General features: G+C 72.8%; 21 protein-coding genes and 1 pseudogene. 16 read left to right on the forward strand and 6 right to left on the reverse strand.

Annotated elements, in window-relative coordinates:
* Positions 1-12: 12 nt before the first annotated feature.
* Together DDW44_RS15160 and DDW44_RS15165 are read right to left on the reverse strand one after the other, a co-directional pair.
* A pseudogene (locus tag DDW44_RS15160) lies at positions 13-534 on the reverse strand (DEAD/DEAH box helicase); the annotation flags it as partial.
* Between the two features lie 239 nt (positions 535-773).
* Complete coding sequence (locus DDW44_RS15165; RefSeq protein ID WP_108908845.1) at positions 774-3629, reverse strand: BREX system ATP-binding domain-containing protein; 2856 nt, start codon at positions 3627-3629, stop codon at positions 774-776.
* 615 nt (positions 3630-4244) lie between these two features.
* Here DDW44_RS15165 and DDW44_RS15170 point away from each other — a divergent pair.
* From DDW44_RS15170 to DDW44_RS15205, 8 genes are all read left to right on the forward strand, one after another.
* Positions 4245-4991, forward strand: coding sequence for a thioesterase II family protein (locus DDW44_RS15170; protein WP_018890689.1), 747 nt, complete (start codon positions 4245-4247; stop codon positions 4989-4991).
* Positions 4992-5255: 264 nt separating this feature from the next.
* On the forward strand, positions 5256-6179 hold the full coding sequence (locus DDW44_RS15175) for a class I SAM-dependent methyltransferase (RefSeq protein ID WP_108906770.1): 924 nt from the start codon (positions 5256-5258) through the stop codon (positions 6177-6179).
* 402 nt (positions 6180-6581) lie between these two features.
* Positions 6582-7409, forward strand: a complete 828-nt coding sequence (locus DDW44_RS15180; RefSeq protein WP_108906771.1) for an AfsR/SARP family transcriptional regulator — start codon at positions 6582-6584, stop codon at positions 7407-7409.
* 46 nt (positions 7410-7455) lie between these two features.
* Positions 7456-7920, forward strand: a complete 465-nt coding sequence (locus DDW44_RS15185) for a group II truncated hemoglobin (RefSeq protein WP_018890692.1) — start codon at positions 7456-7458, stop codon at positions 7918-7920.
* 299 nt (positions 7921-8219) lie between these two features.
* Positions 8220-9446: a Cmx/CmrA family chloramphenicol efflux MFS transporter gene (locus tag DDW44_RS15190; protein WP_027734052.1), complete on the forward strand. Its 1227-nt coding sequence runs from the start codon at positions 8220-8222 to the stop codon at positions 9444-9446.
* Between the two features lie 104 nt (positions 9447-9550).
* Positions 9551-10300, forward strand: a complete 750-nt coding sequence (locus DDW44_RS15195) for a methyltransferase domain-containing protein (protein WP_018890694.1) — start codon at positions 9551-9553, stop codon at positions 10298-10300.
* A 70-nt stretch (positions 10301-10370) separates the two neighbouring features.
* Entirely contained in the window at positions 10371-11828 is a 1458-nt protein-coding gene (locus tag DDW44_RS15200; protein ID WP_027734051.1) for an NAD(P)/FAD-dependent oxidoreductase, read from the forward strand.
* 90 nt (positions 11829-11918) lie between these two features.
* Complete coding sequence (locus DDW44_RS15205) at positions 11919-12326, forward strand: RidA family protein (protein ID WP_018890696.1); 408 nt, start codon at positions 11919-11921, stop codon at positions 12324-12326.
* Positions 12327-12389: 63 nt separating this feature from the next.
* Here DDW44_RS15205 and DDW44_RS15210 read toward each other — a convergent pair whose 3' ends face one another.
* Positions 12390-12974 carry a flavoprotein gene (locus tag DDW44_RS15210; RefSeq protein ID WP_026281788.1) on the reverse strand — a complete coding sequence of 195 codons (585 nt, stop codon included), beginning with the start codon at positions 12972-12974 and terminating at the stop codon, positions 12390-12392.
* Positions 12975-13210: 236 nt separating this feature from the next.
* Between DDW44_RS15210 and DDW44_RS15215 the strand changes: the two genes are divergently transcribed.
* The 5 genes from DDW44_RS15215 (at position 13211) to DDW44_RS15235 (ending at position 20803) form a co-directional block, all read left to right on the forward strand.
* Positions 13211-16489: a non-ribosomal peptide synthetase gene (locus DDW44_RS15215; RefSeq protein ID WP_276323274.1), complete on the forward strand. Its 3279-nt coding sequence runs from the start codon at positions 13211-13213 to the stop codon at positions 16487-16489.
* Positions 16486-18132, forward strand: a complete 1647-nt coding sequence (locus DDW44_RS15220; protein WP_108906773.1) for a GMC family oxidoreductase — start codon at positions 16486-16488, stop codon at positions 18130-18132. The genes DDW44_RS15215 and DDW44_RS15220 overlap by 4 nt, the downstream gene beginning before the upstream one ends.
* 2 nt (positions 18133-18134) lie before the next feature.
* Positions 18135-18884, forward strand: a complete 750-nt coding sequence (locus DDW44_RS15225) for a thioesterase II family protein (RefSeq protein WP_244224043.1) — start codon at positions 18135-18137, stop codon at positions 18882-18884.
* 4 nt (positions 18885-18888) lie between these two features.
* Positions 18889-20031 (forward strand): acyl-CoA dehydrogenase family protein, encoded by a 1143-nt coding sequence (locus DDW44_RS15230; protein ID WP_018890701.1) that lies wholly within the window; start codon positions 18889-18891, stop codon positions 20029-20031.
* Positions 20032-20200: 169 nt separating this feature from the next.
* Positions 20201-20803 (forward strand): helix-turn-helix domain-containing protein, encoded by a 603-nt coding sequence (locus tag DDW44_RS15235; RefSeq protein ID WP_027734047.1) that lies wholly within the window; start codon positions 20201-20203, stop codon positions 20801-20803.
* A gap of 43 nt (positions 20804-20846) precedes the next feature.
* Here DDW44_RS15235 and DDW44_RS15240 read toward each other — a convergent pair whose 3' ends face one another.
* Complete coding sequence (locus DDW44_RS15240; protein ID WP_244224044.1) at positions 20847-21836, reverse strand: NAD(P)/FAD-dependent oxidoreductase; 990 nt, start codon at positions 21834-21836, stop codon at positions 20847-20849.
* 451 nt (positions 21837-22287) lie between these two features.
* On the opposite strand from DDW44_RS15240, the gene DDW44_RS15245 reads away from it, so the two are divergent.
* On the forward strand, positions 22288-22749 hold the full coding sequence (locus tag DDW44_RS15245) for a DUF6344 domain-containing protein (protein WP_108906776.1): 462 nt from the start codon (positions 22288-22290) through the stop codon (positions 22747-22749).
* A gap of 372 nt (positions 22750-23121) precedes the next feature.
* Here DDW44_RS15245 and DDW44_RS15250 read toward each other — a convergent pair whose 3' ends face one another.
* A complete protein-coding gene (locus DDW44_RS15250) occupies positions 23122-23814 on the reverse strand; it encodes a DUF5324 family protein (protein ID WP_108906777.1) in 693 nt (230 codons plus the stop codon).
* Positions 23815-24031: 217 nt separating this feature from the next.
* On the opposite strand from DDW44_RS15250, the gene DDW44_RS15255 reads away from it, so the two are divergent.
* Positions 24032-24565 carry a peptidylprolyl isomerase gene (locus DDW44_RS15255; protein ID WP_018890705.1) on the forward strand — a complete coding sequence of 178 codons (534 nt, stop codon included), beginning with the start codon at positions 24032-24034 and terminating at the stop codon, positions 24563-24565.
* A 129-nt stretch (positions 24566-24694) separates the two neighbouring features.
* Positions 24695-25594 (forward strand): rhomboid family intramembrane serine protease, encoded by a 900-nt coding sequence (locus DDW44_RS15260; protein ID WP_108906778.1) that lies wholly within the window; start codon positions 24695-24697, stop codon positions 25592-25594.
* 295 nt (positions 25595-25889) lie between these two features.
* Here DDW44_RS15260 and crgA read toward each other — a convergent pair whose 3' ends face one another.
* On the reverse strand, positions 25890-26147 hold the full coding sequence (gene crgA, locus DDW44_RS15265) for a cell division protein CrgA (RefSeq protein WP_017948209.1): 258 nt from the start codon (positions 26145-26147) through the stop codon (positions 25890-25892).
* Between the last annotated feature and the right edge of the window lie 131 nt (positions 26148-26278).

Genomic DNA, 26278 nt, shown 5'->3' on the forward strand with positions numbered 1-26278 from the left:
CCCCGGGACGCTCTACTCGTGGTGAAGGAAGGTCCAGCGGACCGGCTCGGTCAGCACCGCGTGCGCGCCGGCCGCATCCGCCGTGCGCTCGGCGAGCGTGGCCTCGGCCAGGCGGAGGGGGAGCGCCTCGCTGAACTTGAGACCGCGTACCGCCCGTCCGTCCACGTCAGGAAGGCACCAGCGGGCGCGTCCCCCTTCGTCCGCCGGTTCCACGAAGCAGCGCCTGCGGCGCCAGTCGATGTACGTCACGAGCCAGCTCCGCCCGGCGAGCAGCAGCATGCGCGGGCCGGTGATCTCCTCGGTGAGCAGGTCCGGGTCGGTACGGCCGATCTCCGAGCGGCCGTTGCAGACGGTGAACTCGGGCGGGGCGGTGAACACCGCCGTCAGGTTCATGAAGTGGCGGTGTCCGTAGCGGCGCTCCGCCTCCGGTCCGATGAACAGCATCCCGCCGTCCTGGTCCAGGAACCCCTGGTCCACCAGGTGGCGCGCGACGGGCGCCGCGCCGGGGCCGAAGGGGCCGATGCCGCCCCACCACCGGCCCGTACCTCAGCAGTCATCGTAGTCGGTGGCCGTCACCCAGGAAGGGTTGTCCACAGGGGTGCCCACGGCTCGGGAGCGGGCATGCGAGACCTGCGGAAGCGCGGTGCAGAGGGTATTTCTTTGCGTGCCCGTCGGTGGGGTGGCCGCGCCGTCGGAGGCGGGTTGGATCCCCGATCCCGCGGGGGTTGCCGGTTCCCGGGTCGCCGGTTCCCGCCTCCCCTCCCGCGAACCCGTCAGCCGGTCCTCAGCCGGGGCGACGGGGTGAGCTCGGGCCGGGGCTGGTAGAGCAGCACCGGTGCCGCGGCGGACTCCTCCTCCGCCGAGAAGAACCTGGCCAGTTCGTGACGCCCCCGGATGCGCAACTTCCGGTAGGAGTTGGTGAGATGGGACTCGACGTTCCGCAGGCTCACCTTGAACAGATCGGCGATGTCACGGTTGCTCATGCCCCGAGCGGCGAGCTCGGAGACCTGGCGTTCGGTCGGCGTGAGCAGCGACTCTGTGGAGTCCTTGCGCGGATCGGGCCGGCCGCCGGCGTACCGCAGCTCCCGCTGTACGGCCTCCGCCAGGCAGTCGGCGCCGAGCGAGACGGCCACCTCGTTCGCCCGGCGCAGCAGCTCGCGGGTGCGCCGCGCCTTGCCGACGCGCTGATGGGCCCGGCCCGCCTGGTAGAGCGCGTGGGCGAAGAGGAGCGGGGTGGGGGCCGGTTCGAGGATCTCCAGGGCCTGGTCGGCGAGTTGCTGTGCCTCCCGCCCCGAGCTCGCGGCGCTCTGCGCGATCAGGGCCCGGCCGAGGGCGAAGGGGGCGTCCCAGCGGCGGGCGAGCGCGGTCTCCTCCCGGGCGGCCCGCCGGGCCGCGGCCGTGCTGTGCTGGGCCAGCAGCAGGGTGGAGCGGGTGGAACCACACGGCAGCACCGCCGGGTTGACGACGCCCCGGCGGGCCAGCTCCTCCTCGCAGCGGGTGATCAGGGCGAGACCCCGCCGGGCCTGGCCGAGCCGGCCCAGGGCCTGCCCGGCGCTGTGCAGGAGGTGCAGCCGCCACCAGGTGACGTGCTGTTCGCCGGAGAGCGGCGGTGCCCCGTCGAGCAGGGCTCCGGCTGCGGCGGTGTCGTCCTTCTCCAGGGCCACGTCGATGAGGACGCTGCGGACCAGCGACCCCACGTGGTGCGCCGAGGCCTCGATCCGGGTCAGCAGGTCGAGGGCCTGACGGGCGTCCTGCTCGGCGGGCCTGAGCAGCCCGCGGTGCAGCTGCACCAGACCCCGTACGGCCAGGGCCTCGGCGATCCGGGGCACGGTGCCCTCGGCGCCGGCCAGTCGCACCTCGGTGTCCAGGTACCGCTGGGCCTCGTCCGCCTCGCCCGACCAGAGCAGTGCGAGCACCGCGTGGTACCAGGCGGGGGAGCCGTACGGGGCACGGGGCGCGGCGAGGACCCGGTCGGCGATCCGGCGGACCGACCGTGCCGATTCCCCCGCTGCGGTGCGCAGCAGCAGCACCCGCTCGAGCCGGTCCTCGCCCTCGTCACCGTCCCCCGGGCGGTAGGTGCCCTCGTGGATCCGGACATGGGTGATCCGCTCGCGCAGCCGGGCGGCCGCGAAGGCGTCCGGGGCGCCGCTCGCCCCCCGGGCGCCCTCCAGCACGGTGCGGGCGGCGGTGGGTTCGTCCAGCCGCAGCAGGATGTCGGAGAGCCGCAGGGTCTCCTGGAGCCGCTCCTCGGGTCCGAGCGGAACGGCGGTGAGCGCGGTGAGCGCGTGCGCGGCGGCCGGCAGGTCGAGGGAGACGAGCGCCTGTATCCGCAAGCTCTCGGCGCGGGTGCCCAGTTCGTCGGGCAGACCGTGCAGCATGGCCTTCTCGATCAGCCGCCGGGCCCCCGCGGGGTCCCGGCCGACCATGCCCTGCGCGACGTCGAGCAGCAGCCGCGCCATCCAGGGCTTGTCGAGCCGGTGGGCGCGCAGCAGGTGGGCGGCGACGTCCTCGCACGGAGCGTCGCGGTGCCAGAGGAAGCGGGCGGCGAAGCGGTGGAGTTCGCCGCGCTCCGCGCAGGGGATGTCCTCGTACAGCAGCTCGGCGAGCAGGGGGTGCCGGAACGTCATGTCGTGCGGGCCCAGCAGTCCCGACTCGGTGAGCCGGGTCAGGCTGCGGCAGGCGTCCTCCACCGGTATGCCGCACAGGCCGGCGAGGATGTCGGGGTCCAGCTGCGAGCCCAGGATGCTGGCCGCGCGGGCGACCTCCAGGCCATGCGGGTCGAGGCGCCGGAGCATGCACAGGATGCGTTCCTTGACCGACTTCAGGCGCATCCGCTCGTCCGGCGCGTCCGCGGGTGTCGGGCCGGCGAGGACGCCGGGGGCGTGCCCGGCGCCGCGGGGCGGCGCCCCCTGCCTGGCCGGTCCGGTGCGTATGTGCTCGGTCAGCAGGTAGGGGTTGCCGCCCGTGCAGGCGACCAGCGCGTCCACGGACTCGTGGTCGTGGTCGTGGTCGCACAGGGCGTCGGCGAGGTCGGAGGCGGCGCTCGGGCTCAGGTCGCGGAGATAGACGTGACGGTCCGGCCGCACGCCCTCCATGAGCTCCACCAGCAGCTGCGGGTCGCTGGCCGGCTCGCCGCAGCGCTTGGTGGCGAGCACCGCGACGGGGAGGTGGTCGAGCCGGCGGCTGAGGAAGCCCAGCCACAGCAGCGACTCGCGGTCGGCGTGCTGGATGGAGTCGACCGTCAGCAGGACCGGGGTGCGCCGTGCGGCCCGGCCCACGCCCGCGCACAGTTCCGCGAGCAGCGGGTAGTCGGACTCCGCCGGTCCGGCGCCGGCCCCCGAGCGGGTGGCGAAGGCGCGCTCCCAGCACTGCGCCGTCTCGGGCAGGGTGCCGAGAAGCTGGTGCACCACCCCCATGGAGAAGCGCTGTTCGGTGGGGGAGGCGGTGGCGGAGAGCACGAGCATCCCCTGCTCGACGGCGGTCGCCTCGGCCCAGCGGAGAAGTGAGGTCTTGCCCGTGCCGATGATGCCTTCCATGAGGGCGACCGCGCCCGCGCCCGCTCTCGCGGATTCCAGCATCTCGGTGATGATCTGAGATTCTTCGCTTCTGCCGAACAGTTCCTGGGGCACCGCCCTGAACCTCCCGCCGACCAGCGCCGTCAAGGGTATGTACCGGTCATGACCTATCCGTCGCAGCCCTGGCGGAAGGGCGCGCAGACGCGGCGGAGGAAGGAACCGGGCCCCCGCTTCGCCCCCCGATCATGGGTGAACGGCGTACACCTCTGATGCGTTTCGACGCTAGCACGGCACCCTGTCGATTCTGTACGGCTGTTCCGCCCATTGGAATTCGAACGTGGTCCTTCGGCCAGTGCTTCGGTCCCACCGTATTGATGTGCGTGGGTACCGCACGGGTACGTTCTGCACCGCGTCGCGGTGATGGTGACCGGTGGGGCCGGTGGAAAGGCTCCCCCGGTGCCCGAGGAATTCACCCGGAGCCCAATGGCGGAAATCTGATGGAGGGGTCGGTGCCCGCGTGACCGTGGCCAGTGAGGAGCTTCGCCCGATACGGGTCGTCCGCCCGGTCCTGCCGCCGGGGCGGGGGCAGCCCCCCGCCCCGCCCGGCGGCGGCCGCGCCGGGCGGTTCGTGCCGTCCCCGACCGGTCTCCTGCCGCGGGTGTGCGAGCGGGCGCGGCAGGACGTGCCCGGCCCCGGCCTCCGCAGCCGGACAGCCCTCTGGCGGAACCGATGAACTGCGACACCTCGGTGCGGCTGTTCTGCCTCCCGTTCGAGGGCGCCTCGGCCGCCGTGTACCGGCCCTGGGCCGAGGCCATCGGCCCTTCGGTGGTCGTCACCCCCGTGGAGCTGCCCGGCCGCGGCCGTCACCCGCGCACCCGCCCGCTGCACAGTCTGGAGCCGCTGATCGGCGAGATCATGGCGTATGTGGCCCGCATGTGCGACCGTCCGTTCGCGCTCTACGGGCACGGCTTCGGCGCCCTCCTCGCCTACGAGACGGCCGCCCGGCTCGAATGGGAGCACGACACGGTCGCCGAGCGCCTGTACGTGTCGGGCTCCGGGGTGCCGCACCGGACCGTGCCGGGGCACGGGGTCGCCCGGCTGCCGGACCCGGCAATGACGGGCGTGCTCCGCGAGCGCGGCCGGATGCCCCCGGTCGACCGGGACCCGCGGCGCGCCGCCCGGGCGCTGGCCGCACTGCGGGCGGACCTCACCGTCATGGAGTCCTACCGGCGCGACCCGCGCCACGTCGTGCACTGCCCCATCACCGCGATGAGCGGTGTCCGGGACCGCAGCGTCACGAGGGGGGACCTGTCCGGCTGGCGCGGGTGCACCCGGCGCGCCCTGCGGGTGGAGACGTTCCCCGGCGGCCACTACGTCCCGCTCACCGCCCGGCAGGCACTCCTGGACACCTTCGCGCGGGACCTGATCCGCCCGGCTGCCGCGGGCCGCCTGACGGCGGCGGCCGCCGGGTACTGAGCGCGGTCCGGTCCGGGGCGCATCGCTCCTGGACGGGTTTCCGGGGCGGTCGCCGCGCCGGCCCGTTCCGGGCCGTGTCGTGCACGGACGGGATCGGGGGGTCGCCGCGCCGGCCGGGTTACGGGCCCTGCCGTGCACGGACGGTCGGGCGCCGGTCCGCGCCGGCCGGTTCCGGGCCGTGTCGGGCGCCGAACCGTCCCGGAACCGGCAACAGGAATTGCCCTTTGCCCGCGGCGTCCACATCCTGGCCGCCGGAGGTGACCCATGACACCCACACACCGCGCTCCGGGCCGCGACGGCGAGGCTTTCGGCACCGAGCCGGAGGAAGAGACGGAACCGCACTCCGGCTTCCTGGAGGAAGAGGCGGAACACCACTCCGGGTTCGTGACGGACGCGGCGCACTGGCTGCGGGGCCTGCTCGAACCCGGGGACCGGGGCACGGCGGCGGTCCGCCGGATCCTCGACGTGGGCAGCGGGTCCGGAGCGGCCTCCTGCGTCCTGGCCCGTGCGTTCCCCCAGGCGCAGGTCGTCGCCGTGGACCGGTCCGCCGCCCTCCTGGCCGGGGTCGTGACCCGTGCGGAGGAGAACGGGCTGAGCGGGCGGATCACCGCGCGGCGAGCCGAACGACCCGAACAGTTCCGCCGGCTCGGACCGGCCGAACTGATCTGGACCGGCAACGTCTGCCGTCATCTCGGCGACCAGCAGTCGGCGCTGCGGAGCCTGGCGTCCGCGCTGCGGCCCGGCGGGCTGCTCGCCGTCGCCGAGCGGGGGCTGCCGACGCGTTTCCTGCCCCGCGACATCGGTATCGGCAAGCCCGGTCTGCAGGCCCGTCTGGACGCGGCCCTCGAAGAGCGGTTCACCGCCGCGCGCGCCCTGCTGCCGGACGCCGTGTCCGTGGTCGAGGACTGGCCGCGGCTGCTGGCCTCCGCCGGGCTCGTGCCCACCGGCAGCCGCACCTTCCTGATCGACTTCCCCGCCCCGCTGGACCTGTCCGTGCGGCGCCATCTGCACACCCGGCTGCGCCGACTGCTCGAAGAGGTAGGAGCACGACTCGACCTGGTCGACCGGCTGACCGTGGAGCAGCTCCTGGACGGCGACGCCTGCACGGGCATCCTGTGGCGCCCCGACGCGTTCTACCTCGCGGCGGTCACCGTGCACACGGCCCGCCTGTGCCGGCACCGCGCCTGACCCTCCCGTGCGGTCGCGGCGCCCGAGGGCTGTTGCGCGAGCCCCGGCGGGCGCCGCGGCGGCGCGGGCACCGGCGCCCGCGCCCGGTCGACGCGTCGGGGAGAGCCCGCACCGGCCGGGATTCCCTCGGCGCCGCTGGGCGCCGCCCGTTCCGCATTCCCTCGCGTGACCTTCTCCGGGCGTTCTTCCCCACAATGCGGAAGGCCCTCGGCGTTCGTGCCGGGGAAGCCGTCCGTTCACGTCCCGATAACCGTAGGAAGGCCGACGGCCGCAGATTCTTCGGTCAGCCCTACGGTCCCACCGTATTGAGGGCCCCGCCCCCGCACTCCTACGTTCCTTTCCGGAAAGGCCACCGGCGAGGACGGGAAACCGGACGAGCCATGAGCGAGCGACGGAGGATGTGTGGAAATTCGGATTCTGGGCCCGCTGACGGCCGAGGCGGACGGTGTCCCGGTCGTCTGCACGGCGGGCAAGACACGGCAGATCCTCGCGCTTCTCGCGCTCCACCCGGGCCAGCTCGTCCCGGTGTCCACCCTGCGGGAGGAGCTGTGGGGTCCGGCGCCGCCGCGCAGCGCGCAGCCCACCTTCCAGACCTACGTCCTGCGGCTGCGCCGGGCCCTGGCCGCCGCCCTCGGCGGTCCGGACGGCCCGGCCCGGGCCCGGCGGCTCCTGGCCACCGGACACGGCGGCTATCTGCTGCGCCTCGCGGAGCAGGACGTGGACGCCTTCGCCTTCCAGCGGGCTGCCCGGGCCGGCCACGCCGCCTTCGCGGACGGCGACAGCGAACTCGCGTCGCGGCTGCTGCGCCGGGCCCTGGCGCTGTGGCGGGGGCCGGTGCTCGTGGACGTACGGACCGGACCGGGCCTGCGGATCCACGCGGCCGCCCTGGAGGAGAGCCGGCTGCTCGCCACCGAGCGATGCGTCGATGCCGAGCTGATTCTCGGCAGGCACACGGAACTCCTCGCCGAACTGGTGGAACTGACGGAACGGCATCCCGCGCACGAGCGGCTGCACGCCCAGGCCATGGTGGCGTTCTACCGCTCCGGACGGCAGTCCGCGGCCCTCGACCTCTACCGCAGGCTGCGCCGACGGCTGGTCGAGGAGCTGGGCCTGGAGCCCGCCCCGCGACTCCAGCGACTGCACCAGGCGATGCTCGCGGTCGACCCGCGGCTGGACAGCGCCGCCCAGGGCGGCCCGCCCACGCCGACCTTCGATCTGTACGCGGCCTGAGCCCGCCGCACCACGGACACCACGCTCTCACGGAAGAGGTGACACAGTGACGGACCGGACGCCCACCCTGTACGAGTGGGCCGGCGGCGCCGAGGCGCTGGAACGGCTCACGGAGGAGTTCTACCGGCGGGTCCGCAAGGACGAGCTCCTCGCCCCGCTCTTCCGGCACATGGACGACGACCATCCGCAGCACGTCGCGACCTTCCTGGGCGAGGTGCTCGGCGGCCCCGAGCGCTACACCGAGCACCACGGCGGCTACCCGCACATGGTCTCCCGGCACCTCGGCCGCTCCATCAGGCCCGAGCAGCGGGCCCGCTGGGTCGAACTGATGCTGGAGGCGATGGACGTGGTGGGCCTCCCCGAGGACGCGGAGTTCCGCTCGGCGTTCGTCGGCTACATCGAGTTCGGTTCGCGCCGGGCGATGGCCAACTCCCAGCCCGACGTCCCGCCCTCGTCACGCACCACCATCAAGAAGTGGGGCTGGGGCGAGGCCCCGCCGGGTGAGGACTGATCCTGCGACCGGCTCCGGGCACCGGTTCCGCCCGGTCCCGCCCGCCCGTCCCGGTATCGGCAACAAACGTTGTCCGTCCGCCACGCTCGGTTCCAGCATGGGGACCAGTAGTGACCGCCGCTGCCAGGCGGATCACCGGGGCGGCCCGCTGCGGGCGGCCGCCCCCGGAGCACGCCGGCGCCGTGCCTCGCCCGCCCGGCGGACCGGAGCGCACCCGCCCTGATCCGCCTGTCCCCGTCCCCAGGACAAGGAGTTCGCCCCATGCGTCCGACCAGCCCCCGACCGTTCGGCGGCAGCCGATGAGCGCCCAGACCGAAGCCCATGAGGAGGTCCCCCGCAGGACCGGGGGCCGGCTGCCGTTCGCCGTCTACCTGCTCGCGTTCAGCCTGTTCGCGATGGGCAGCGCCGAGTTCCTGCTCGCCGGAGTCCTCCCCGACATCGCGGACGACCTGAACATCTCGCTCTCCTCCGCCGGAGCGCTGATCTCCGCGTTCGCGATCGGCGTGGTCATCGGCGGACCGCCGCTCGCGGTCCTGACGCTGCGCTGGCCGCGGCGGACCACGCTGGTGCTCTCGCAGGCCGTGTTCGCGGTCTGCGTGGCGATCGGCCTCATCACGGACAGCTTCACGGTGCTGACCGTCACCCGGTTCCTGTGCGGTCTGGCCTACGCCGGCTTCTGGGCGGTCGCCGCGGTCACCGCGATCGGACTCGTCACCCCCGACCGCACCGCGCGGGCCTCCGGTGTGGTGGTCAGCGGACTCAGCGTCGCCATGGTCGCAGGCGGACCGGCCGGAGCGTTCCTCAGCCACTTCACCGGCTGGCGGGGCGGGTTCTGGGCGGTGGCCGCCCTCACCGTCCTCGGCGCGGTCGCGACGGCCGTCGCCGTCCCCGCGACCAGGGCCGCCCAGGAACCCAGCGTGCGCCGCGAGCTGCGCACCATGCGCAAGCCGCAGCTGTGGGTCGTGTACGCCGCGACGCTGCTGAGCACCGCCGCGTACATGATCTCGTACAACTACCTCGCGGCCTTCCTCACCGACATCACCGGCGTCGACTCGGTGTGGGTGCCCCCGATCCTCGTCCTGTTCGGCATCGGAGCCTTCGCCGGTCTGTCGATCGGCGGCCGGATCGCCGACGGGCGTCCGCACCACGCCCTCCTCATCGGAGCCGTGGGCATCCTCACCGCGTCGGTACTGCTCGCCGTGCTCGCCGACCACACCATCGCCGTCGTCGTCCTGGTCCTGCTCCTGGGCGTGGCCGGGTTCGTGCTCAACCCGGCCATCTACGGGCGGGTGTTCACGGTCGCGGCCGACGCGCCCACACTCGCCGGAGCCACCGCCGTCTCCATGTTCCAGCTCGGCATCAGCATCGTTCCCGTCCTGGCGGGCGTTGCCCTCGGCGCCGGCGCCGGACTGATCTCCATCCCCTGGCTGGGCGCCGCCCTGGCCGTACTCACCGTGCCCGTCGTCCTGATCGACCGGACGACGGCCCGCAGTCGAGCGCGCGGCCCGCAGACGGGCGAGAGCTGACCTCGCCCTTCCGCTTCCAGGTCCGCGCTCCCGATCGACCAGCCGACCGGGGCCGTGGCGGAGCTCCCCCGGACTCCGCCACGGCTCCCCGCAGGGAGGAAACCATGGACAACGCACTCGGTTACGAACTCGGCAGTTGGGTGGTGTCGCAGATCCGGAGCCCGGACCGTCCGGCGCGAACGACCTTCACCCTGCTCGACCAGGAATGGGAACTGCTCCCCGACGTGTTCCCGCCCTACACCGACCCCGGCCCGGAGCTCTTCGCCTCCTGGGTGCCGTACGAGAAGGGCAGTCGCTTCCTGGAGATGGGCTGCGGTGCCGGCGTCGCCGCGGTGCTCGCGGCGCAGCGCGGCGCCCGGCGTGTGGTCGCCCTGGACATCAACCCGGCGGCGGCGGAGAACACCCGCCGCAACGCCGCCCGGCACGGGGTGTCCGACCGGGTCACGGCACTGAGCGGTGACCTGTTCGACCCCCTGGAGCCCGCCGAGCCGTTCGACCTCGTCTTCTGGAACACCCCGTTCATCGAGGCACCCGAGAGCCGCCCCTACGCAGGTCAGATAGAGCGCGCGGTCTTCGACCCGGGCTACGGGACGGTGCGCAGGTTCTTCCGTGACGTGGTGCCGCACCTGGCCCCGGACGCCAGGGTCTACCTCGGCACCAGCGAGGCCATGGGCAACCCGGACAAGCTGCTGCGGGCCGCCGCCGAGACCGGGTTCGAAGGCCGCCGCTACCGCAGCGAGTCCGTCGAACTGCCCGCGGCCGACTTCCCGGCGTCCTCCGTGGTCGCCGCCCACACCAACGAGCGCGGAACCGTCGACATGGACTTCACCATGTACGAGTTCCTGTGCCGCTGATCCAGCACCAGCTCAGACGAATCCGAATCCACGGCAGGGCGACGCGACCGCCCCGGAAGATGGGAATGCCATGAGCACCAACGGAGAAGCGGACGGCACCGGCTTCGAGGTCGTCATAGCCGGCAACGGAGTCCTCGGACTCTCGCTCGCCTGGGTCCTGGCGCAGCGGGGACAGCGGGTGGCCGTGCTCGGCCGGCCGAACCGCCCCTGGGCCGGATCGGCGGCGGCCGGAGCCATGCTCGGCAGCTTCGGTGAGGTCACCACCTCGCTGCTGGCCACCGAGCACGGCCGGGCCAAACTCGAACTCGGAATCCAGGCGACGAAGCTGTGGCCGCGGTGGCTGGCCGAGCTGGAGGCGGGGACCGAGGGTGCCCCCGTCAAGACCGCCGACGGCACCACCGTCATCCTCAACGCCATCGGAACGGCCGAGATCGACGATGCCAACTACAACGCCATCCGGGCCGAACTCACCCGCTACGACGAGCCCTTCGCGGACGTCGACCCCGCCGATCTCGACTGGGTGGACGCCGAGCCGATATCCCGCCCGCTGAAGGCATTCCACATACCCGGTGAGCACGCCGTCGACGCCGCCGCGCTCCTGGAGCGGCTGGAGCAGGCGGCCTTACGGGCCGGGGTCACCCTCGTCCCCGAGTTCGCCACCCTTGTCGTCCACCAGGGGGAGCGGGTCACCGGTGTCGTCACCGACTCCGGGCGGACGATCAGCGCCGACCATGTGACGCTCGCCGCCGGCGCCCGCAGCCAGGAGCTCCTGGACAGCCTGCCCATCGGCTCCCGCGTTCCCCGCCTGGTCAGCGGCTACGGCGTCTCCTCGCTGGTCAGGACCGCCGACGGCACCACCCCGGGCAGCGTCATCCGGACTCCGAACCGCTCCTTCGCCTGCGGCCTCCACGTCGTCCCGCGCGGCGGCGGACACGTCTACCTCGGCGCCACCAACGTCATCTCCGTGGAGCCGCGCGACACCGCCGAGATGCGCGACCTGGTCTTCCTCCTCCAGTGCGCCCACCGCCAGGTCCGCCGCAACCTGTGGAACAGCGACGTCGCCAAGGTCCAGGTGGGCAACCGCCCGGTGTCCATGGACGGCTTCCCTCTGCTCGGCCGTGGCGGCATGCGGGGCCTGTGGATCATGACCGGCACCTACCGCGACGGCCTGCACCTCTCCCCGCTCCTGGCCCAGGACTTCGCCGCCCGGATCCTGGGCGAGCAGCCGGTCGCCGACCTGGACCGCTTCGCCCCTCTGCGGCCGCCGCTCAGGACGGGCACCCGCGAGGAGATCGTCGACGTCCTCATCGACCACCAGATGGGCATCGGCTACGAGCAGGACTGGACGATCCCCGTCGAGTGGCACCAGTGGATCGAGATGGACCTGCGTCCGGCGACCCTCGCCTGGGCGAACGAGCTGGACCCGGAGTTCACCCCTCCGGCCGAGCTGCTCTTCGCCTCGCGTTTCGACCCCGAGCTCGTCAGCCTGCTGCGCAAGTACTACGCGACCTGCCGCGAGAACGGCTGACGCCCGCTCTCCCTCCGCGCACCACACACCAGCCGCGCGTGCGGGCCCCGTCCCGGCCGCCCGCACGGCGCTTCGAGAAAGGACAGTGCCATGGCAGTCGAGGGGATCGACCCGCCCGGCCTCCCCAAGCCCTACGGCTGGCGGCAGCTGGCCGTAGGCACCGGCAGCCGGGTGGTCTTCCTGAGCGGCCAGACCCCGCGTACCGCCGACGGCGAGCCCGTCGGCACGGGTGATCTCGCCGCCCAGACCGAGCAGATCTACCTGAACATCGCGACGGGTCTGGAGGCGGCCGGTGCCACCTTCGACGACGTGCTGCGCCTGACGATGTACGTCGTGGACTGGTCGCTCGACAAGTGGGAGGCCATCACCGCGGGTGCCGAGCGTGCCGCCGCGAGGCTGGGCGCGGACGTCATCCGCCCCACCACACTCGTCGGCGTGGCGGCGCTCGCCGAACCCGACTTCCTCATCGAGATCGAGGCGACCGCCATCGCCTCCTGATCCGGCCGGTATGGGTGTGCGGCCCCGCCGGACGGGCGGGGCCGCACACCCATACCGGCCGGATCAGCGCTGCTTGGCCAGGAGGTCCTCGATCACCCCGGCCACCGCCTCGGGCGAGGGCAGCGCGGGATGGTGGCTGACGGTGCCCGTGGCCGGGTCGAAACCGTCGTGCCACTCCGGCTCGTTGACCAGCCCGCCGTCCTCGCGGATCCGGGCGATGTTCCGCTGTACGGCCGGCTTGTGCCACATCCTGGCGCCCATCACCGGGAAGTAGACGACAGGGCAGTCCATCGACAGGGCCACCGTCAGCAGACGGTTGGGTGCGGCGCCGCCCGCCGCGCCGGCGAGCGTGTGGGCGGTGGCCGGCAGGACCGCGAGGACGTCGTGCTCACCCGCGAGCCGGGACGGCTTGTCCGCCGGCCAGTCGGCCGGGGACTCCCCGCACACCACCCGCTCGGCGAAGAGCGCCGCGCTCTCCGGCGGGAGGAAGGACGCCGCGGTGTGCGTGAGAAGAACGGTGAACGTGCTGCCGCCGATCTGCCGGCGCATCGCCTCGATATACGACGGAAGTCGGGTCACCGCAATGGAACCGGTGCCCCCGACGAGTATGCGTTTCCCGGCCGTGTCCCGGGAGTTCGGAATTCCCATGCCCCGATGATGTCGCCGTGCTCCCGCCGCCGGTCAATGGTGGGGTCCGTGGTGCGGCAGGGCAGTCGACCGCCGGTCCAGCGGTGGTCGAGTACGGCGTCGAGTACGGTTCAAATTCTACGGTCGTTCCTACGGTCGGACCGTATGGAGACCGTCCGGGGCCCCCTCTAGCCTCCGATTCCGTACAGGAATTCGAAATCCCGCGAGGGCAACTGATGGAAAAGGGGCGGACCTCGATGGAGGATCTTTACGCGGAGCTGCGGGGCGGGGCCGGTCACCCCCGCCTGGACGAGACCCGGCTGCCCGACCTCAAGCCGCAACCGGAACGGCGTCACGAGCCGTACCCCCTCACCGACATCCAGCAGGCCTATCTGATCGGCCGCCACAAGGGCCTGGAACTCGGCGGCGTCTCCAGCCAGTACTACCTGGAGTTCGACTGTCCCGGTCTCGACGTGGACCGCCTGACCGAAGCCCTGCGGAAGGTCGTCGAGCGGCATGACGCGCTGCGCACGGTGGCCTGCCCCGACCAGACCCAGCGGGCACTCGCCGCGGACGAGGTGGACCCGTACGTCATTCGCCGCACCGACCTCCGGGGCCGCGGCAGCGAGGAACAGCTCGCCGAAGTCGGCCGCATACGGGCCGAACTGACCGAGCAGGTGCTCCCCGCAGACCGGACGCCGCCGTTCGACATCCGGGCCACTCTGCTGGACGGCGACCGGCTCCGGCTGCACCTGGCCGTGGACCTGCTGTTCCTCGACATGCGGGGCCTGCGCCTGCTCCTCGACGAGTGGCGCCGCTTCTACGACGAGCCGGCCTGGACCCCGGAGCCCCTGGAGCTGTCGTTCCGCGACTACGTCCTCGCACAGGAGGACCTGCGCGGCGACACCCTGGGCCAGGAGGCCGCCGCCTACTGGGCGGACCGCCTGGACACCCTGCCGGCCGCCCCCGAACTGCCGCTCGCCGCGGCACCCGAGCAACTCGGCACCCCCCGCTTCGTACGGCACCGGGCCGAACTCACCTCGGAGCGCTGGAAGGCCCTGCGGGAGGCCGCCGGGCGGCACGGGCTCACCCCGTCGGGCGTGCTGCTCGCCGCGTACGCGGAGGTGGTGCGGACCTGGTCGCGTCGGCAGCGGTTCACCCTGACCGTCACCCAGTTCCACCGGGTCGGAATACACCCGCAGCTCGACTCCGTCATCGGCGACTTCCTCACGCCGAGCCTGCTCGCCGTCGGCGGCCGGGCCGAGGAGACCTTCGAGCAGCGCGCCCGCGGCGTCCAGCGGCAGGCCCTGGAGGACCTGGCGCACTCCACGTACGGCGGCATCCGGGTTCTGCGCGACCTGGCCCGCCGCAGCGACGACGGCCGCGCCTCGGTGCCCGTGGTCTTCTCCAGCACGCTCGGCGCGGGCGACGGCGCGGACGGCCCGGGAACCCTGGAGGCGTTCGGCGAGCTGGTCCACGACCACAGCCGCACCCCGCAGGTCTGGCTGGAGAACCAGATCCTCGAACGGGACGGCCGGCTCTGCGTCAACTGGAACGCGGTCGAGGGCCTGTTCCCCGAAGGCACGGTCGAGGACATGCTCGCGGCGTACACGACCCTGCTCGACCGGCTGGTCGACGACGCCTCCGTGTGGGACGCCACCCGCGGGATCGTGCCGCTGCCGGCCGCGCAGAGCGAGGAACGCGAGCGGGCCAACGCCACGGCCGAGGACATCCCGCCGGCGCTGCTCCACGAACTGGTCGCCCGGGCCGCCGCGCGCCGCCCCGACGCCGTCGCCGTGGTCACACCCGGGGCCGAGACCACGTTCCGCACGCTCACCGAGAACGCGCACCGGATCGCGCACCGGATCCTGGACGGCCCCGGCGTCGAGCCCAACGAGATCGTCGCCGTGTCGATGCGGCCGGGCGCCGCCCAGGTCTCCGCGCTGCTCGGCGTGCTCCACTCCGGCGCCGCGTACGTGGCCGTCGACCCGGACCTGCCCGAGGCACGGCGCCTGAGCCTGCTGGACCGGTGCTCCGTCCGCGCTGTGGTCACCGACCCGGAACTGCGGGACGCGCTGGTCTGGCCGGACGGCGTGACGGTGCTGACGGCCGAGGACGAGGACACCCGGAACCGCTCCACCGAACGCCCCGAGCGCCGGCAGGGCCACGACGACCTGGCCTACGTCATCTTCACCTCGGGTTCCACCGGTGAGCCCAAAGGCGTGATGATCACTCACCGCAGCGCCGCCAACACCGTCCAGGACATCAACCGGCGCTTCGGCGTCGACGAGGACGACCGGACGATGGCGCTCGCCCCGACCGGCTTCGACCTGTCCGTGTACGACGTCTTCGGTGTCCTGGGCGCCGGCGGCGCCGTCGTCGTGCCCGACCCGGCCCGCGGCAACGACGTGGCCCACTGGTCGCAGCTCATCGGCCGCTACGGCGTCACCATCTGGAACAGCGTGCCCGCGCCGATGCGGATGTGGATCGACTCGCTCGGCGACGGCGCGGTCCCGCGCGGCTGCCGGCTGCGGCTCGCCCTGCTCAGCGGCGACTGGATCCCCGTCGACCTGCCCGACCGGATCAGGGAGAAGCTCCCCGCGATGCGGGTGATCAGCCTCGGCGGCGCCACCGAGGGCTCGATCTGGTCGATCCACCACCCGATCGGCGCCGTGCGGCCCGACTGGGCGAGCATCCCGTACGGCAAACCGCTGGCCAACCAGACCATGCATGTGTTCAACCAGTGGCTGGAGCCTTCCCCCGTGGGCGTCACCGGTGAGATCCACATCGGTGGGGTCGGCGTGGCCCAGGGCTACCTCGGCGACCCCGGGCGCACCGCCGAACGCTTCCTCGTCCACCCGGTCACCGGGGAGCGCGTCTACCGCACCGGCGACCTCGGCCGCTACCTGCCCGGCGGCGACATCGAGATCCTGGGCCGCGAGGACTTCCAGGTGAAGATCAACGGCTACCGGGTCGAGCTGGGCGAGATCGAGGCAGCCCTGCTGCGCCGCCCGGGGGTGCGCACCGCCCTCGTCACCGCGCCCGCCCACGTCCGCACCGGACAGCGGCAGATCGCCGCCTACGTGGTGCCCGAGCCCGGTGCCGACCCGGATCCGGCGGAACTGCGCGGGGCGCTCACCGCCGTGCTGCCCGGCTACATGGTGCCCAGCCGCTTCCTGACGCTGGACGCCCTGCCCCTGACGCCGAACGGCAAGATCGACCACAAGGCGCTCCCCACCCCCTGGAACGACGACTCCGGCACCACCGCCCCGCGGGTCACCCCGCGCAGCCCGGTCGAGGAGCGGCTCTTCCGGCTCTGGGCGCAGCAGCTCGGCCACGACGACTTCGGTGTGGAGGAGGGGTTCTTCGACATCGGCGGCGACTCCCTGCACGCCGTCGGCCTGCTCGCGCTGCTGCGCACCGAGTTCGGCACCGACGCCGACCTGGAGCAGGAGATGGTGGAGGGCCTGTTCATGAACGCGTCGATCGCGTCCTTCGCCGAACTCGTCGCTGGTGCCGAGGAGCCCGCGGCGTGACCGCCGGCCGCGATCCCGCCGCGCCGGCGCGCGAATGGGAGTACGTGATCGTGGGCGCGGGCTCGGCCGGAGCCCTGACCGCGGCCCGGCTCGCCGCCCGGGGCTCCGGCGACGTCCTGCTCATCGAGGCCGGGGAGGACCAGCCGCGCCCCCGCGACCGGACACACCCGCTGGCCGACGCGGGCCGGCTCGTGCTGACCGGTCACAACTGGGACTACCGCGCCAACCTCCGTACCGGCAGCCGCCTGGAGGAGCTGGTCCAGGGCCGGTCCCGGGCAGCCGGGAGCGAGGAGGCCGCCGGCCGGGCTGCGGCCAGGGCCCTGCGGGAACGGTTCCCGTACCAGCTCGGCAAGGTCGTCGGCGGCGGCTCCGCCGTCAACGGCGCCATCGCCCTGCGCGGTCTGCCCCGCGACTTCGCCGCCTGGGAGGCCGCAGGCAACCCGGACTGGTCCTGGGAGCGCGTGCTGCCCTACTACAAGGACATCGAGAACGACGCCGACCATCCCGGACGGCTGCACGGCGACAGCGGGCCGCTGCCGATCCGCCGTACCCCGCGCGACCAGGTGCACCCCCTCGACACGGCCTTCTGGGAGGAGTGCAACCGGCAGGGCGTCACCGACCTGCCCGACCTCAACGACGGCAGCGAGGCCGGCGTCGGCCCGATCCCCGGCAACACCGTCGACGGCGAACGCGTCGACGCGGCCACCGCCTTCCTCAGCGGTGCTCGCGGCCTGCCCAACCTCCGTCTGCGCACCGGTCTGCGGGTCACCCGGGTGCTGTTCGAGAAGAACCGGGCCGTCGGGGTGGAGGCCGAGACCGACGGCACGTTCACCACGATCCGGGCCCGGCATGTCGTGCTCAGCGCCGGCGCCGTGGGCACCCCCGTCATCCTCCAGCGCTCGGGCGTCGGCGACGCCGGGCTGCTCGGGGCGCTGGGCGTCACCCCCGTCGTGGACCTGCCCGGGGTGGGCCGCGACCTGGTGGACCACCCGTCGGTCGTCATCTGGTCCAGGCCGGCGGACGGGGTGTGCACCCCTGGCCTGCCCTGGCGGCAGGTGGCGGCGAGGACCACCAGCGGCTTCGACGACGACGTGGACATCCAGATGGGCCTGCTCAACAACGTGGAGAGCCACACCATCCCCGGCTTCGTCGACCGGCTCGGCTGGCCGCTGGTCGTCGGCATCTCGGTGATGCTGATGCGCCCGCGCTCCCGCGGCCGGGTCTTCCTGGACAGCGCCGACCCGTTCGCCGAGCCCGTCATCGAACTGGGCATCGGCACCGACCCCGAGGACGTGGAGCGCCTCTGCCACGGGGTCCGCCGGGCCTGGAGCATCCTCAGGTCCCGCGGCCTGTCGAGCCGGCTCGACAGGACCCAGTTCTGGAGCGACCGCATGGTCGCCAACGAGGGCGTGGTGCGCAGCGGTGTCCGCCACATCATGAACCCCGGCTGGCACGCCGCCGGGTCCTGCCGGATGGGGCCGGGCAGCGACCCGTGGGCGGTCGCCGACCAGGAAGGCCGGGTGCACGGCACGGAGAACCTGCGCATCGCCGACGCCTCGCTCTTCCCGGTCATCCCCAGCGCACCCACCAACCTGACCACCCTGATGCTGGCCGAGAAGCTGGCCCGGAGCACGAAGGAGTGAGCGTGCGGCCCGAACCAGGGACCCCGGTGCGGCTCTACTGCTTCCCGCACGCCGGGGCGACCTCGCAGGTCTACCGGAGCTGGCAGCGGCTCGGCGGGCCGCACCTGCTGGTCCGGGGTGTGGACGCCCCCGGCCGAGGGACCCGCCGCCAGGAGCGGAAGGCGCCCGGCTTCCGCTCCCTCGTACGGTGCATGGCCGACCAGGTGGTGGCCGACCTGCTGGCGGAACGCGACCGGACGCCCGGCCCGTGCTGGGCGACCTTCGGGCACAGCTTCGGCGCGACCATGAGCCTCGCCGTGGCCATCGAGGTGACGCGCCAGACCGGTGCGGCCCCGGAGCGGGCCGTGCTGTCCGGCGCGGTCCCACCCGGGCTCCAGCGACCCGGGCCGCTGCTGGAGTCCGTGCCCGACGAGGAACTCCTCGCGCGGACCGCCGCCGACGGGGGGACCCCGGCCGCGGTCCTCGCGGACCCGGCAATGAGCCGCATCGTGCTGCGCATGCTGCGCGAGGACGACGCGGTCCGGGCCGAGTTCGCCCAGGAGGCACGCGGGCTGCGGGCGGACTTCCCGCTCACCCTGATCGCCGCCCGGCAGGACGTGCACGCTCCGCCGGCGAAGGTCTGGCGGTGGGCCGCGCACAGCACGGCCCCGGTCCGCCGGGTCGGCATCGACGGCGGCCACTTCGCGGCCGTCCAGCGCCCCGAGGAGACCCTGACCACGATCGCCGACGACATCGACCCCGGGAAGGGGTGACCGCGTGGCACGCAGCAGGTACGAGGCGGAGCACGAGCAGTTCCGGACGACCTGCCGGGAGTTCCTCCGGCGCGAGGTGCTGCCGCACCACGCCCGATGGGAGCGGGACGGCATCGTCGACCGCGAGGTGTGGCGCAAGGCCGGGCAGGCCGGGCTCCTCGGCATCGGAGTGGACCCCGCGTACGGCGGGGGCGGGGAGCCCGACTACCGCTATCCGGCGGTGTTCTCGCAGGAGATCATGTGGGCCCGGGCGACGGCTCCCGGTTTCGTCGCCCACAACGACGTCATCGCCACCTACCTGGCGGAGCGGACCACCGAGGAGCAGCGCAAGCGGTGGCTGCCCGGGCTCTGTTCGGGCGAGCTCGTCGCGGCCATCGCGATGAGCGAGCCCGACGCCGGCTCCGATGTCGCCGACATCCGCACCACGGCGGTCCGCGACGGCGATTCCTACGTCCTCAACGGCCAGAAGACGTTCATCACTAACGGTGAGAACGCCGATGTCGTCGTCGTCGCGGCCAAGACCGCCCCCGAGCGCGGAGCCCAGGGCATCAGCCTGCTGGTGGTGGAGCGAGGCGCGCCCGGCTTCACCCGCGGGCGGCGCATGGAGAAGCTGGGCTGGCACGCCAGCGACACCTGTGAACTGTTCTTCGACGACTGCCGGGTTCCCGCCGACCGGCTGATCGGGAAGGAGAACGCCGGTCTGGCGTACATCATGGCCGGACTTCCCCGCGAGCGGCTCAGCATCGCCACCGTGGCGGTGGGCGCTGCGGAGCGGATGCTGGCGGACACCCTGGAATACGCCAGGACCCGTGAGGTATTCGGCCGGACCGTCGGAAGCTTTCAGCACAACCGCTTCCAGCTCGCCACGATGGACACCGAGCTGACCATCGCCCAGGTGTTCCTCGATCACTGCGTCGCCGAGTTCAACGCGGGGCGGCTCTCGGTGGCGGACGCGGCCAAGGTGAAGTGGTGGACGACGGAGCTCCAGGTCGGCATCGCCCACCGCTGCCTCCAGATCCACGGTGGCTACGGCTATCTGAAGGAGAGCGCGATCTCCCGGGAGTGGGTCAACAGCCGGGTGCAGACGATCTACGGCGGGACGACGGAGGTGATGAAGGAGCTGATCGGCCGGTCGCTGGGTCTCTGACCCCGGGGCGCCCCGCAGCGCCCCGCGCCGCGAGCAGCCCGCGCCGCGAAGGCCCCGCGCCCCGCCCGGGGCCGCGCGGACCCGGGCGGGGCGCGACTGGTTGGCGGCGCGCGGGCCGAAAACAGCACCAGTGGTTGCGAGTTCAGGGATATGCCGTTCTAATGGCCCTGTGGAGCAGCCGTCGACGATCGCCCAGGCCCTGGCCGCCGTCGGTCCCCGGCTCAGGCGGGTGCGCACCGCTCGGGGTGTCACCCTCGCCGCACTCGCGGAGGCGACCGGAATTTCCAAGAGCACGCTCTCGCGTCTCGAAGCGGGACAGCGCCGCCCCAGCCTCGAACTGCTGCTGCCCATCGCCCAGGCCCACCAGGTCCCCCTCGACGAACTGGTCGGTGCGCCGGAGGTGGGCGATCCGCGGGTCCGCGTGAAGCCGCACACGGTGAACGGCAACGTCGTGCTGCCGCTGACCCGCCAGCCCGGGCCGCTGCAGAGCTACAAGATGGTCCTGCCCGCCACCCGCGACACCCCTGAGCTGTGCACCCACGAGGGTTACGAGTGGTTGTACGTGCTCTCCGGGCGGCTCCGGCTCGTGCTGGCCGACCACGACCTGGTCCTCGGCCCCGGAGAGGTCGCCGAGTTCGAGACGCGGCTGCCGCACTGGTTCGGCAGCACGGGGAAGGGCCCGGTCGAGGTCCTCAGCATCTTCGGCCGCCAGGGCGAGCGGATGCACCTGCGCGCCCGCCCGGCACGCCGAACGCCCGCCTCCGGCACCTAAGCCGGGGCGGGCGGGCGGCGAGGGGACGGCGGCGCCCGTCCGTTCAGGACGCGGGTACGGGCGCCCCGGAGGCGTCGGCGGCGGCGCGGTACGCGGCCAGGTCCCGCTCGGTCTCCTCGTCCACCAGGTCGTGGTTGAGGGCGAACGCGGCCGCGGCGCCCATGCCGGCCGCGGTGACGGCCTGGGCGCGGGAGTCCACCACGTTGCCGACGGCCCACAGGCCCGGGCGGCTGGTGCGGCCGGCCCGGTCGGTGACCAACCGGCCCTGGTCGTCCCTGGCGCAGCCGAGGCCGTCGAAGACTCCGTCGTTCGGCGTCATCCCCGGGAAGAGGAACACTCCGGCGCACCGCATCGTACGCCCGTCGGCCAGCTCCACCGCGTGCAGCCGGCCGTCCTTGCTCAGCAGCGCGGCCACCGGTCCCTCTGCCACCTCGACGCCGCGGGCGTCCATGCGCTCACGCTCCTCGTCGGCGAGCGGGCGGCTGTGCGGGACGTACACGATGTGCGGCGACCACTGGCGCAGCAGCAGCGCCTGCCCGGGGGAGGCCGGGTGCACGCCGAGCACGACGATCGGCTGGTCGCGGACCTCGTAGCCGTGGCAGTACGGGCAGAAGTGCACGTCCCCGCCCCACATCGCGCGCACGCCCGGGATCTCGGGCAGTTCGTCCCGCAACCCGGTGGCGAGCACGACGTGCCGGGCGTCCAGGGTCGCGCCGCCCTCCAGGCGGACCACGTACCCACCGGCCTCCCCGGCGTCGACCTGCTCCACCGCGCCGTCGATCCGGACCGCGCCGTAGCGCTCGACCTCCGCGCGGCCGGCCTCGAGCACGGTGAGCGGGGGCATGCCGTCACGGGAGAGGAAGCCGTGCATGTGGGCCGAGGGGGCGTTGCGGGGCTTCCCGGAGTCGACGACGGCTACGGCGCGACGGGCCCGGGCGAGCACGAGTGCGGCGTTCAGCCCGCCCGCCCCTCCGCCTATCACGATGACGTCGTACGAGGTTCGCTTGCTGATGTCGTTCTGGGCGCCGGTCATGGCGATCACCTCCACCGACGAGGGTGCGGTTCCGCCGCCGCCCAGGGCAATCTTTGTTGCCGTTCCCGGGACGGCGCCCGGTACGGGAGCGGGGCGGCCGCGCCGGATCCGCTCCCGCGCCCGTCGCGCACTTCCGGTGCACGTCTGGAGCCGTCCGGCGCCCGTCCGGCGCATGTGCGGCACGTCCGGAGCAGCGGGCGGTGTCCGTGTCGGGTTGCGGGATGCGTGCCGCCGGGTTAGGCGCCGCCCGCCCCGGAGTTGCGGTCGTCTCCGCAGGCGGGAAGGGGGGCGAGGCATCCCGTCCGGTATGACGGCGGCTCAGGGGGCGTAGGCCGCACGGGTGGTGTTCATCGGAAGATCCGCCGACCCGGCGCCGAGGTCCCACGATTTTCGGGATGCGTCCACATCATGAAGAACGTATGTAAAACGCCCAATCCGAAAGCGAGGAGCCATGGCCGCCGTCAAGGTCACCTCTTTGTGGACCGCCTTCGTCTCCCTGATCGTCACCCTGCTCGGCTCCCTCGGGTTCACCTCTTCCGCCAAGGCCGCCGAGCAGTCGGCCGGCCCGCGTCAGCCGGAGAGTCCCGCCGAGCGCAAGCCCACCGTCCCCGGCGCGCGGAGCGCGGGGAACAGAGCGGGTGCGCACGAGCCGCCCGCCGGGGCGGGCTCGGCGCCCACGACCGCCGCGGGGACGTACGGGAGCCTGGCCATGCACGGCTTCTGGCACCAGGTGGTACGCCAGCGGACTCCTCGCGACCGCGCCCTGCCACCGACGATCAAGCAGCGGATCCGTGCCGAGGCCCACGGCGCCTCACCCGCGGTCCGCAAGGTGCCCACCCTCGACGACATGGCCGAAGCGCAGCGGGAGCCGTCGTACGTCGAGGACGAGGAGCGCGTTCCGGCGGCAGCATGAGGCGCCGGGAGGCTCTCGGCCCACCCGGCGCCCGCTGTCCGGTGTCACGCGTCCGGCGCCCGCTGTCCGGTGCCACGCGTCGTCGGCGATGCGTGCGTCACCTGGACCGTCCCGGTGGCGGCACAGCCTTCCGCCCCGGCCCTACGAAGCCGAGGACGGCCGGTGAGGCCGGAACCGGTGCAGCCGACGGGAACGAGGCGGCCGACGGGAACGAGGCGGCCGGCTGCCGACGGCCGTCCGAAGCCGCAGGCGGCAGCCCGGCAAGGCGTCACGCAGGCGGCAGCCCCGGCCAGGCCGTCACCCGCAGGCCCCGCGCGACGGCCGGTGTGACAGCCCTCCCCGCAGAACGCCGGTGACGGTCATCCCTTGGCGTCAGCGACGGTCCTCGCGGTCCGACTCCGAATCGCTCTCCGCCTGCTTGGCCTGAACGTCCGGGTCGAGCTCCGATCGATCGTTCCCGTCGACCGACGACAGTGGCCGGTCCGGGACCTCGGTCGCGGCGGGAGGCTCCACCAGCCAGTCCGGGTTGGCCTGCCTGTCCCACCACTTCCACACGGCGAACAGCCCCGCGGCGACGGCGCCGACGACCAGCGCCCCCTTCGCGGCGCGACCGCACTTCGCACGCCGCTCATTCTTCTTCGCGAGCTTCCTGATGTCCTCGGCCGTGACCGAACCGCGCAGCGCGGCAAGGGCGGCTGCCGACCGGGCGACGGCCTCCTGCCCCACGGGCTGGGCCACCGCTACGGCGTGCTCGAGGCGCGGAGCCGTGTAGTCCGCCGCCTGGCGTGCGGCACTCCGGGTCATGGCGGCGGCCCGGTGCGCCGCGTCGTCCACCTGCGGCGGAACATGCGGTGCGACATGGGACTTGTACTGGACTCGGGCCTGCTGACGCGCCTGGCGTGCGGCCTTCTTCACCTTGGGCTCGAGGGCGACACGAGCCTGGTGGGCGTAGATCGCGGCCTGGTCCTTGGCCGTGCCGGCGTATGGCGCCACCACTTCCGCGGCGTGCAGCACGCTCTCCTTGGCCGTGTCCGTCGCGGCGCGCACGCTGTCCATGCGGGTCACGGGATCCTCCTCCTCGGTGGCGTTCGCGGGCGTCCGGGGCGTTTGTCGCCCCAGCGAAGGCACCATCCGCCTTTCCGCCCGTTTCGAAATCATGCCTGCCTGAGGCCGCCTCGGCATGCGGGGCGGGCATCCGGGTCATTTTCCACCTCCACGCTCCTGCCGTGGGAGGATCTGAGGACCTCAGAGAAGACCAGAGAAGACTTACGGAAGGCAGATCGTGGCCGAGCAGCTCCACGCCACCCTGAAGACCAACCGCGGCGACATCGACATCCGGCTTCTGCCGAACCACGCGCCGAAGACGGTCAAGAACTTCGTCGAGCTCGCCACGGGTGGGCGGGAGTGGACCAACCCGGCGACCGGGAAGAAGTCCACGGACAAGCTGTACGACGGCACCGTCTTCCACCGGGTGATCAGCGGATTCATGATCCAGGGCGGCGACCCGCTGGGCAACGGCACCGGCGGCCCGGGCTACGAGTTCGCCGACGAGTTCCACCCGGACCTGGCCTTCGACCGGCCGTACCTGCTGGCCATGGCGAACGCGGGACCGGGCACCAACGGCTCGCAGTTCTTCATCACCGTGGCCCCCACCGCCTGGCTGACCCGCAAGCACACGATCTTCGGCGAGGTCACGGACGAGGCCGGCAGGAAGGTCGTGGACGCCATCGCGGGGGCTCCGACGAACCCGCGCACCGACCGCCCGCTGAACGACGTGGTGATCGAGTCCGTCGTGATCGAGACCCGTCAGGGCTGATCCCGCGGGGGCCGCGGGAGATCGTCCGCGGAGTCCGGGTTCCGTACGGGAACCTTTGCGCCCCGCTCGTCCGTAAGACGAGCGGGGCGAAGCATTGCGCGGGAGTACGCGCGGAGACGAGGGGACCTCATGGATCAGGCGCCAGGAAGCCCGGACCGGCCCCAGGCGGCGCACGGGCTGCCGGGCTGCTACCGGCATCCGGGCCGGGAGACCGGCATCAGCTGCACCCGCTGCGAGCGGCCGATCTGTCCCGAGTGCATGGTCAGCGCGTCCGTCGGTTTCCAGTGCCCGGAGTGTGTGCGTACGGGGTCGGGGACCGGGCACGCCCCGTCCGCGAGCCGTCCCCGCACGATCGCGGGAGCCGAACTCACCTCAGGTGATCCGAGGCTCGTCACCAAGATCCTGCTGGGCGTCAACGCCGCGGTGTTCCTCGCGGTGCTCGCCGACCAGACCCTCGCGGACCGGCTCAATCTGATCGGGCTCGCGTTCGACCCCCGGATCCGGGAGGTCGTGGGAGTCGCCGACGGCGAGTGGTACCGCCTGCTGACCTCGGTGTTCCTGCACCAGCAGGTCTGGCACATCGCGTTCAACATGCTGGGGCTGTGGTGGCTCGGCGGCCCGCTCGAGGCGGCACTCGGCCGGGTGCGCTATCTGGCGCTGTATCTGCTGTCCGGACTCGCGGGCAGCGCGCTGGTCTACCTCCTGGCGGAGCCGAACCAGGGTGCGCTCGGTGCCTCCGGGGCGATCTGGGGGCTGCTCGGCGCCACGGCGGTGCTGCTGCGGCGGCTCGAGTACGACCTGCGTCCGGTGATCGCGCTGCTGGCGCTGAATCTCCTCTTCACCTTCACCATGCCCGGCATCTCCTGGGAGGCCCACGTCGGCGGCCTGGTGGGCGGCACGGTGATCGCGTTCGGAATGGTGCACGCCCCTCGCGGGAGGCGGACCCTGGTGCAGGCCGGGGTCTGTGCCGTCGTCCTGCTCGTCTCCGTGGCGGCCATCGTCCTGAGGACCCAGTCGCTGCTCACCTGAGCGTGAGCTTTCCCCAAAGTTGTCCACAGCACGTGGCGGATGGTGTGCAGCCTGTGGGGAACAGCTGTGCCCCCTGTCCCTGACCTGGGTAGACCTGGGTTTTCTCAGAAGGGGCAGGGGGAGTGCCGAATGTGCGATCGTCGCTGGAACGGCCCCCCGTGGTCACATCGGCGTCAACAGCCGGAGAGTTATCCACAGATCGTCAGACCTTTTCCTCATCTGTGGACGACGCTGTGGATAACTTAGGGGCAGAGCTTGACAGCGACCGGTCCGCCGGCTCCGCCGCCGGCCGCCGCTACTTCCACTGGGTGGAGACGGCGAAGCCGCCGGCGATGAAGCCGAAGCCGACCACGATGTTCCAGTTCCCGAGCGACTTCACGGGAAGCGTTCCGTCGGTGACGTAGAAGACGACGATCCACGCCAGTCCGATCAGGAACAGCGCCAGCATCACGGGAGCCACCCAGCTGCGGTTGGTCAGCTTGATGCTGGTCGCCTGCTTCGAGGACGGCGGAGGCGTGAAGTCGGCCTTCTTGCGGATACGTGACTTCGGCACGAGGGACTCTCCTGTCGATGCGCTGCGTGACCGCGCAGGGGAACTGTGGCTGGCGCCGGCGGGGGGATGGGGGGACCTGTTCCTCCCCCGGGCGTCCGTTAGCGTAGTCCTTCCGCGGCGCCTGAAGGGTA

This window comes from Streptomyces tirandamycinicus (assembly GCF_003097515.1).
In the GTDB taxonomy this organism is placed as follows: Bacteria; Actinomycetota; Actinomycetes; order Streptomycetales; family Streptomycetaceae; genus Streptomyces; species Streptomyces tirandamycinicus.

Coding starts and splice junctions, on each gene's coding strand:
- DDW44_RS15170 (WP_018890689.1), top strand. CDS start 4,245: ATGAACTGCGACACCTCGGTGCGGCTGTTCTGCCTCCCGTTCGAGGGC.
- DDW44_RS15175 (WP_108906770.1), top strand. CDS start 5,256: ATGACACCCACACACCGCGCTCCGGGCCGCGACGGCGAGGCTTTCGGC.
- DDW44_RS15190 (WP_027734052.1), top strand. CDS start 8,220: ATGAGCGCCCAGACCGAAGCCCATGAGGAGGTCCCCCGCAGGACCGGG.
- DDW44_RS15195 (WP_018890694.1), top strand. CDS start 9,551: ATGGACAACGCACTCGGTTACGAACTCGGCAGTTGGGTGGTGTCGCAG.
- DDW44_RS15200 (WP_027734051.1), top strand. CDS start 10,371: ATGAGCACCAACGGAGAAGCGGACGGCACCGGCTTCGAGGTCGTCATA.
- DDW44_RS15205 (WP_018890696.1), top strand. CDS start 11,919: ATGGCAGTCGAGGGGATCGACCCGCCCGGCCTCCCCAAGCCCTACGGC.
- DDW44_RS15210 (WP_026281788.1), bottom strand. CDS start 12,974: ATGGGAATTCCGAACTCCCGGGACACGGCCGGGAAACGCATACTCGTC.
- DDW44_RS15215 (WP_276323274.1), top strand. CDS start 13,211: ATGGAGGATCTTTACGCGGAGCTGCGGGGCGGGGCCGGTCACCCCCGC.
- DDW44_RS15240 (WP_244224044.1), bottom strand. CDS start 21,836: ATGACCGGCGCCCAGAACGACATCAGCAAGCGAACCTCGTACGACGTC.
- DDW44_RS15245 (WP_108906776.1), top strand. CDS start 22,288: ATGGCCGCCGTCAAGGTCACCTCTTTGTGGACCGCCTTCGTCTCCCTG.
- DDW44_RS15260 (WP_108906778.1), top strand. CDS start 24,695: ATGGATCAGGCGCCAGGAAGCCCGGACCGGCCCCAGGCGGCGCACGGG.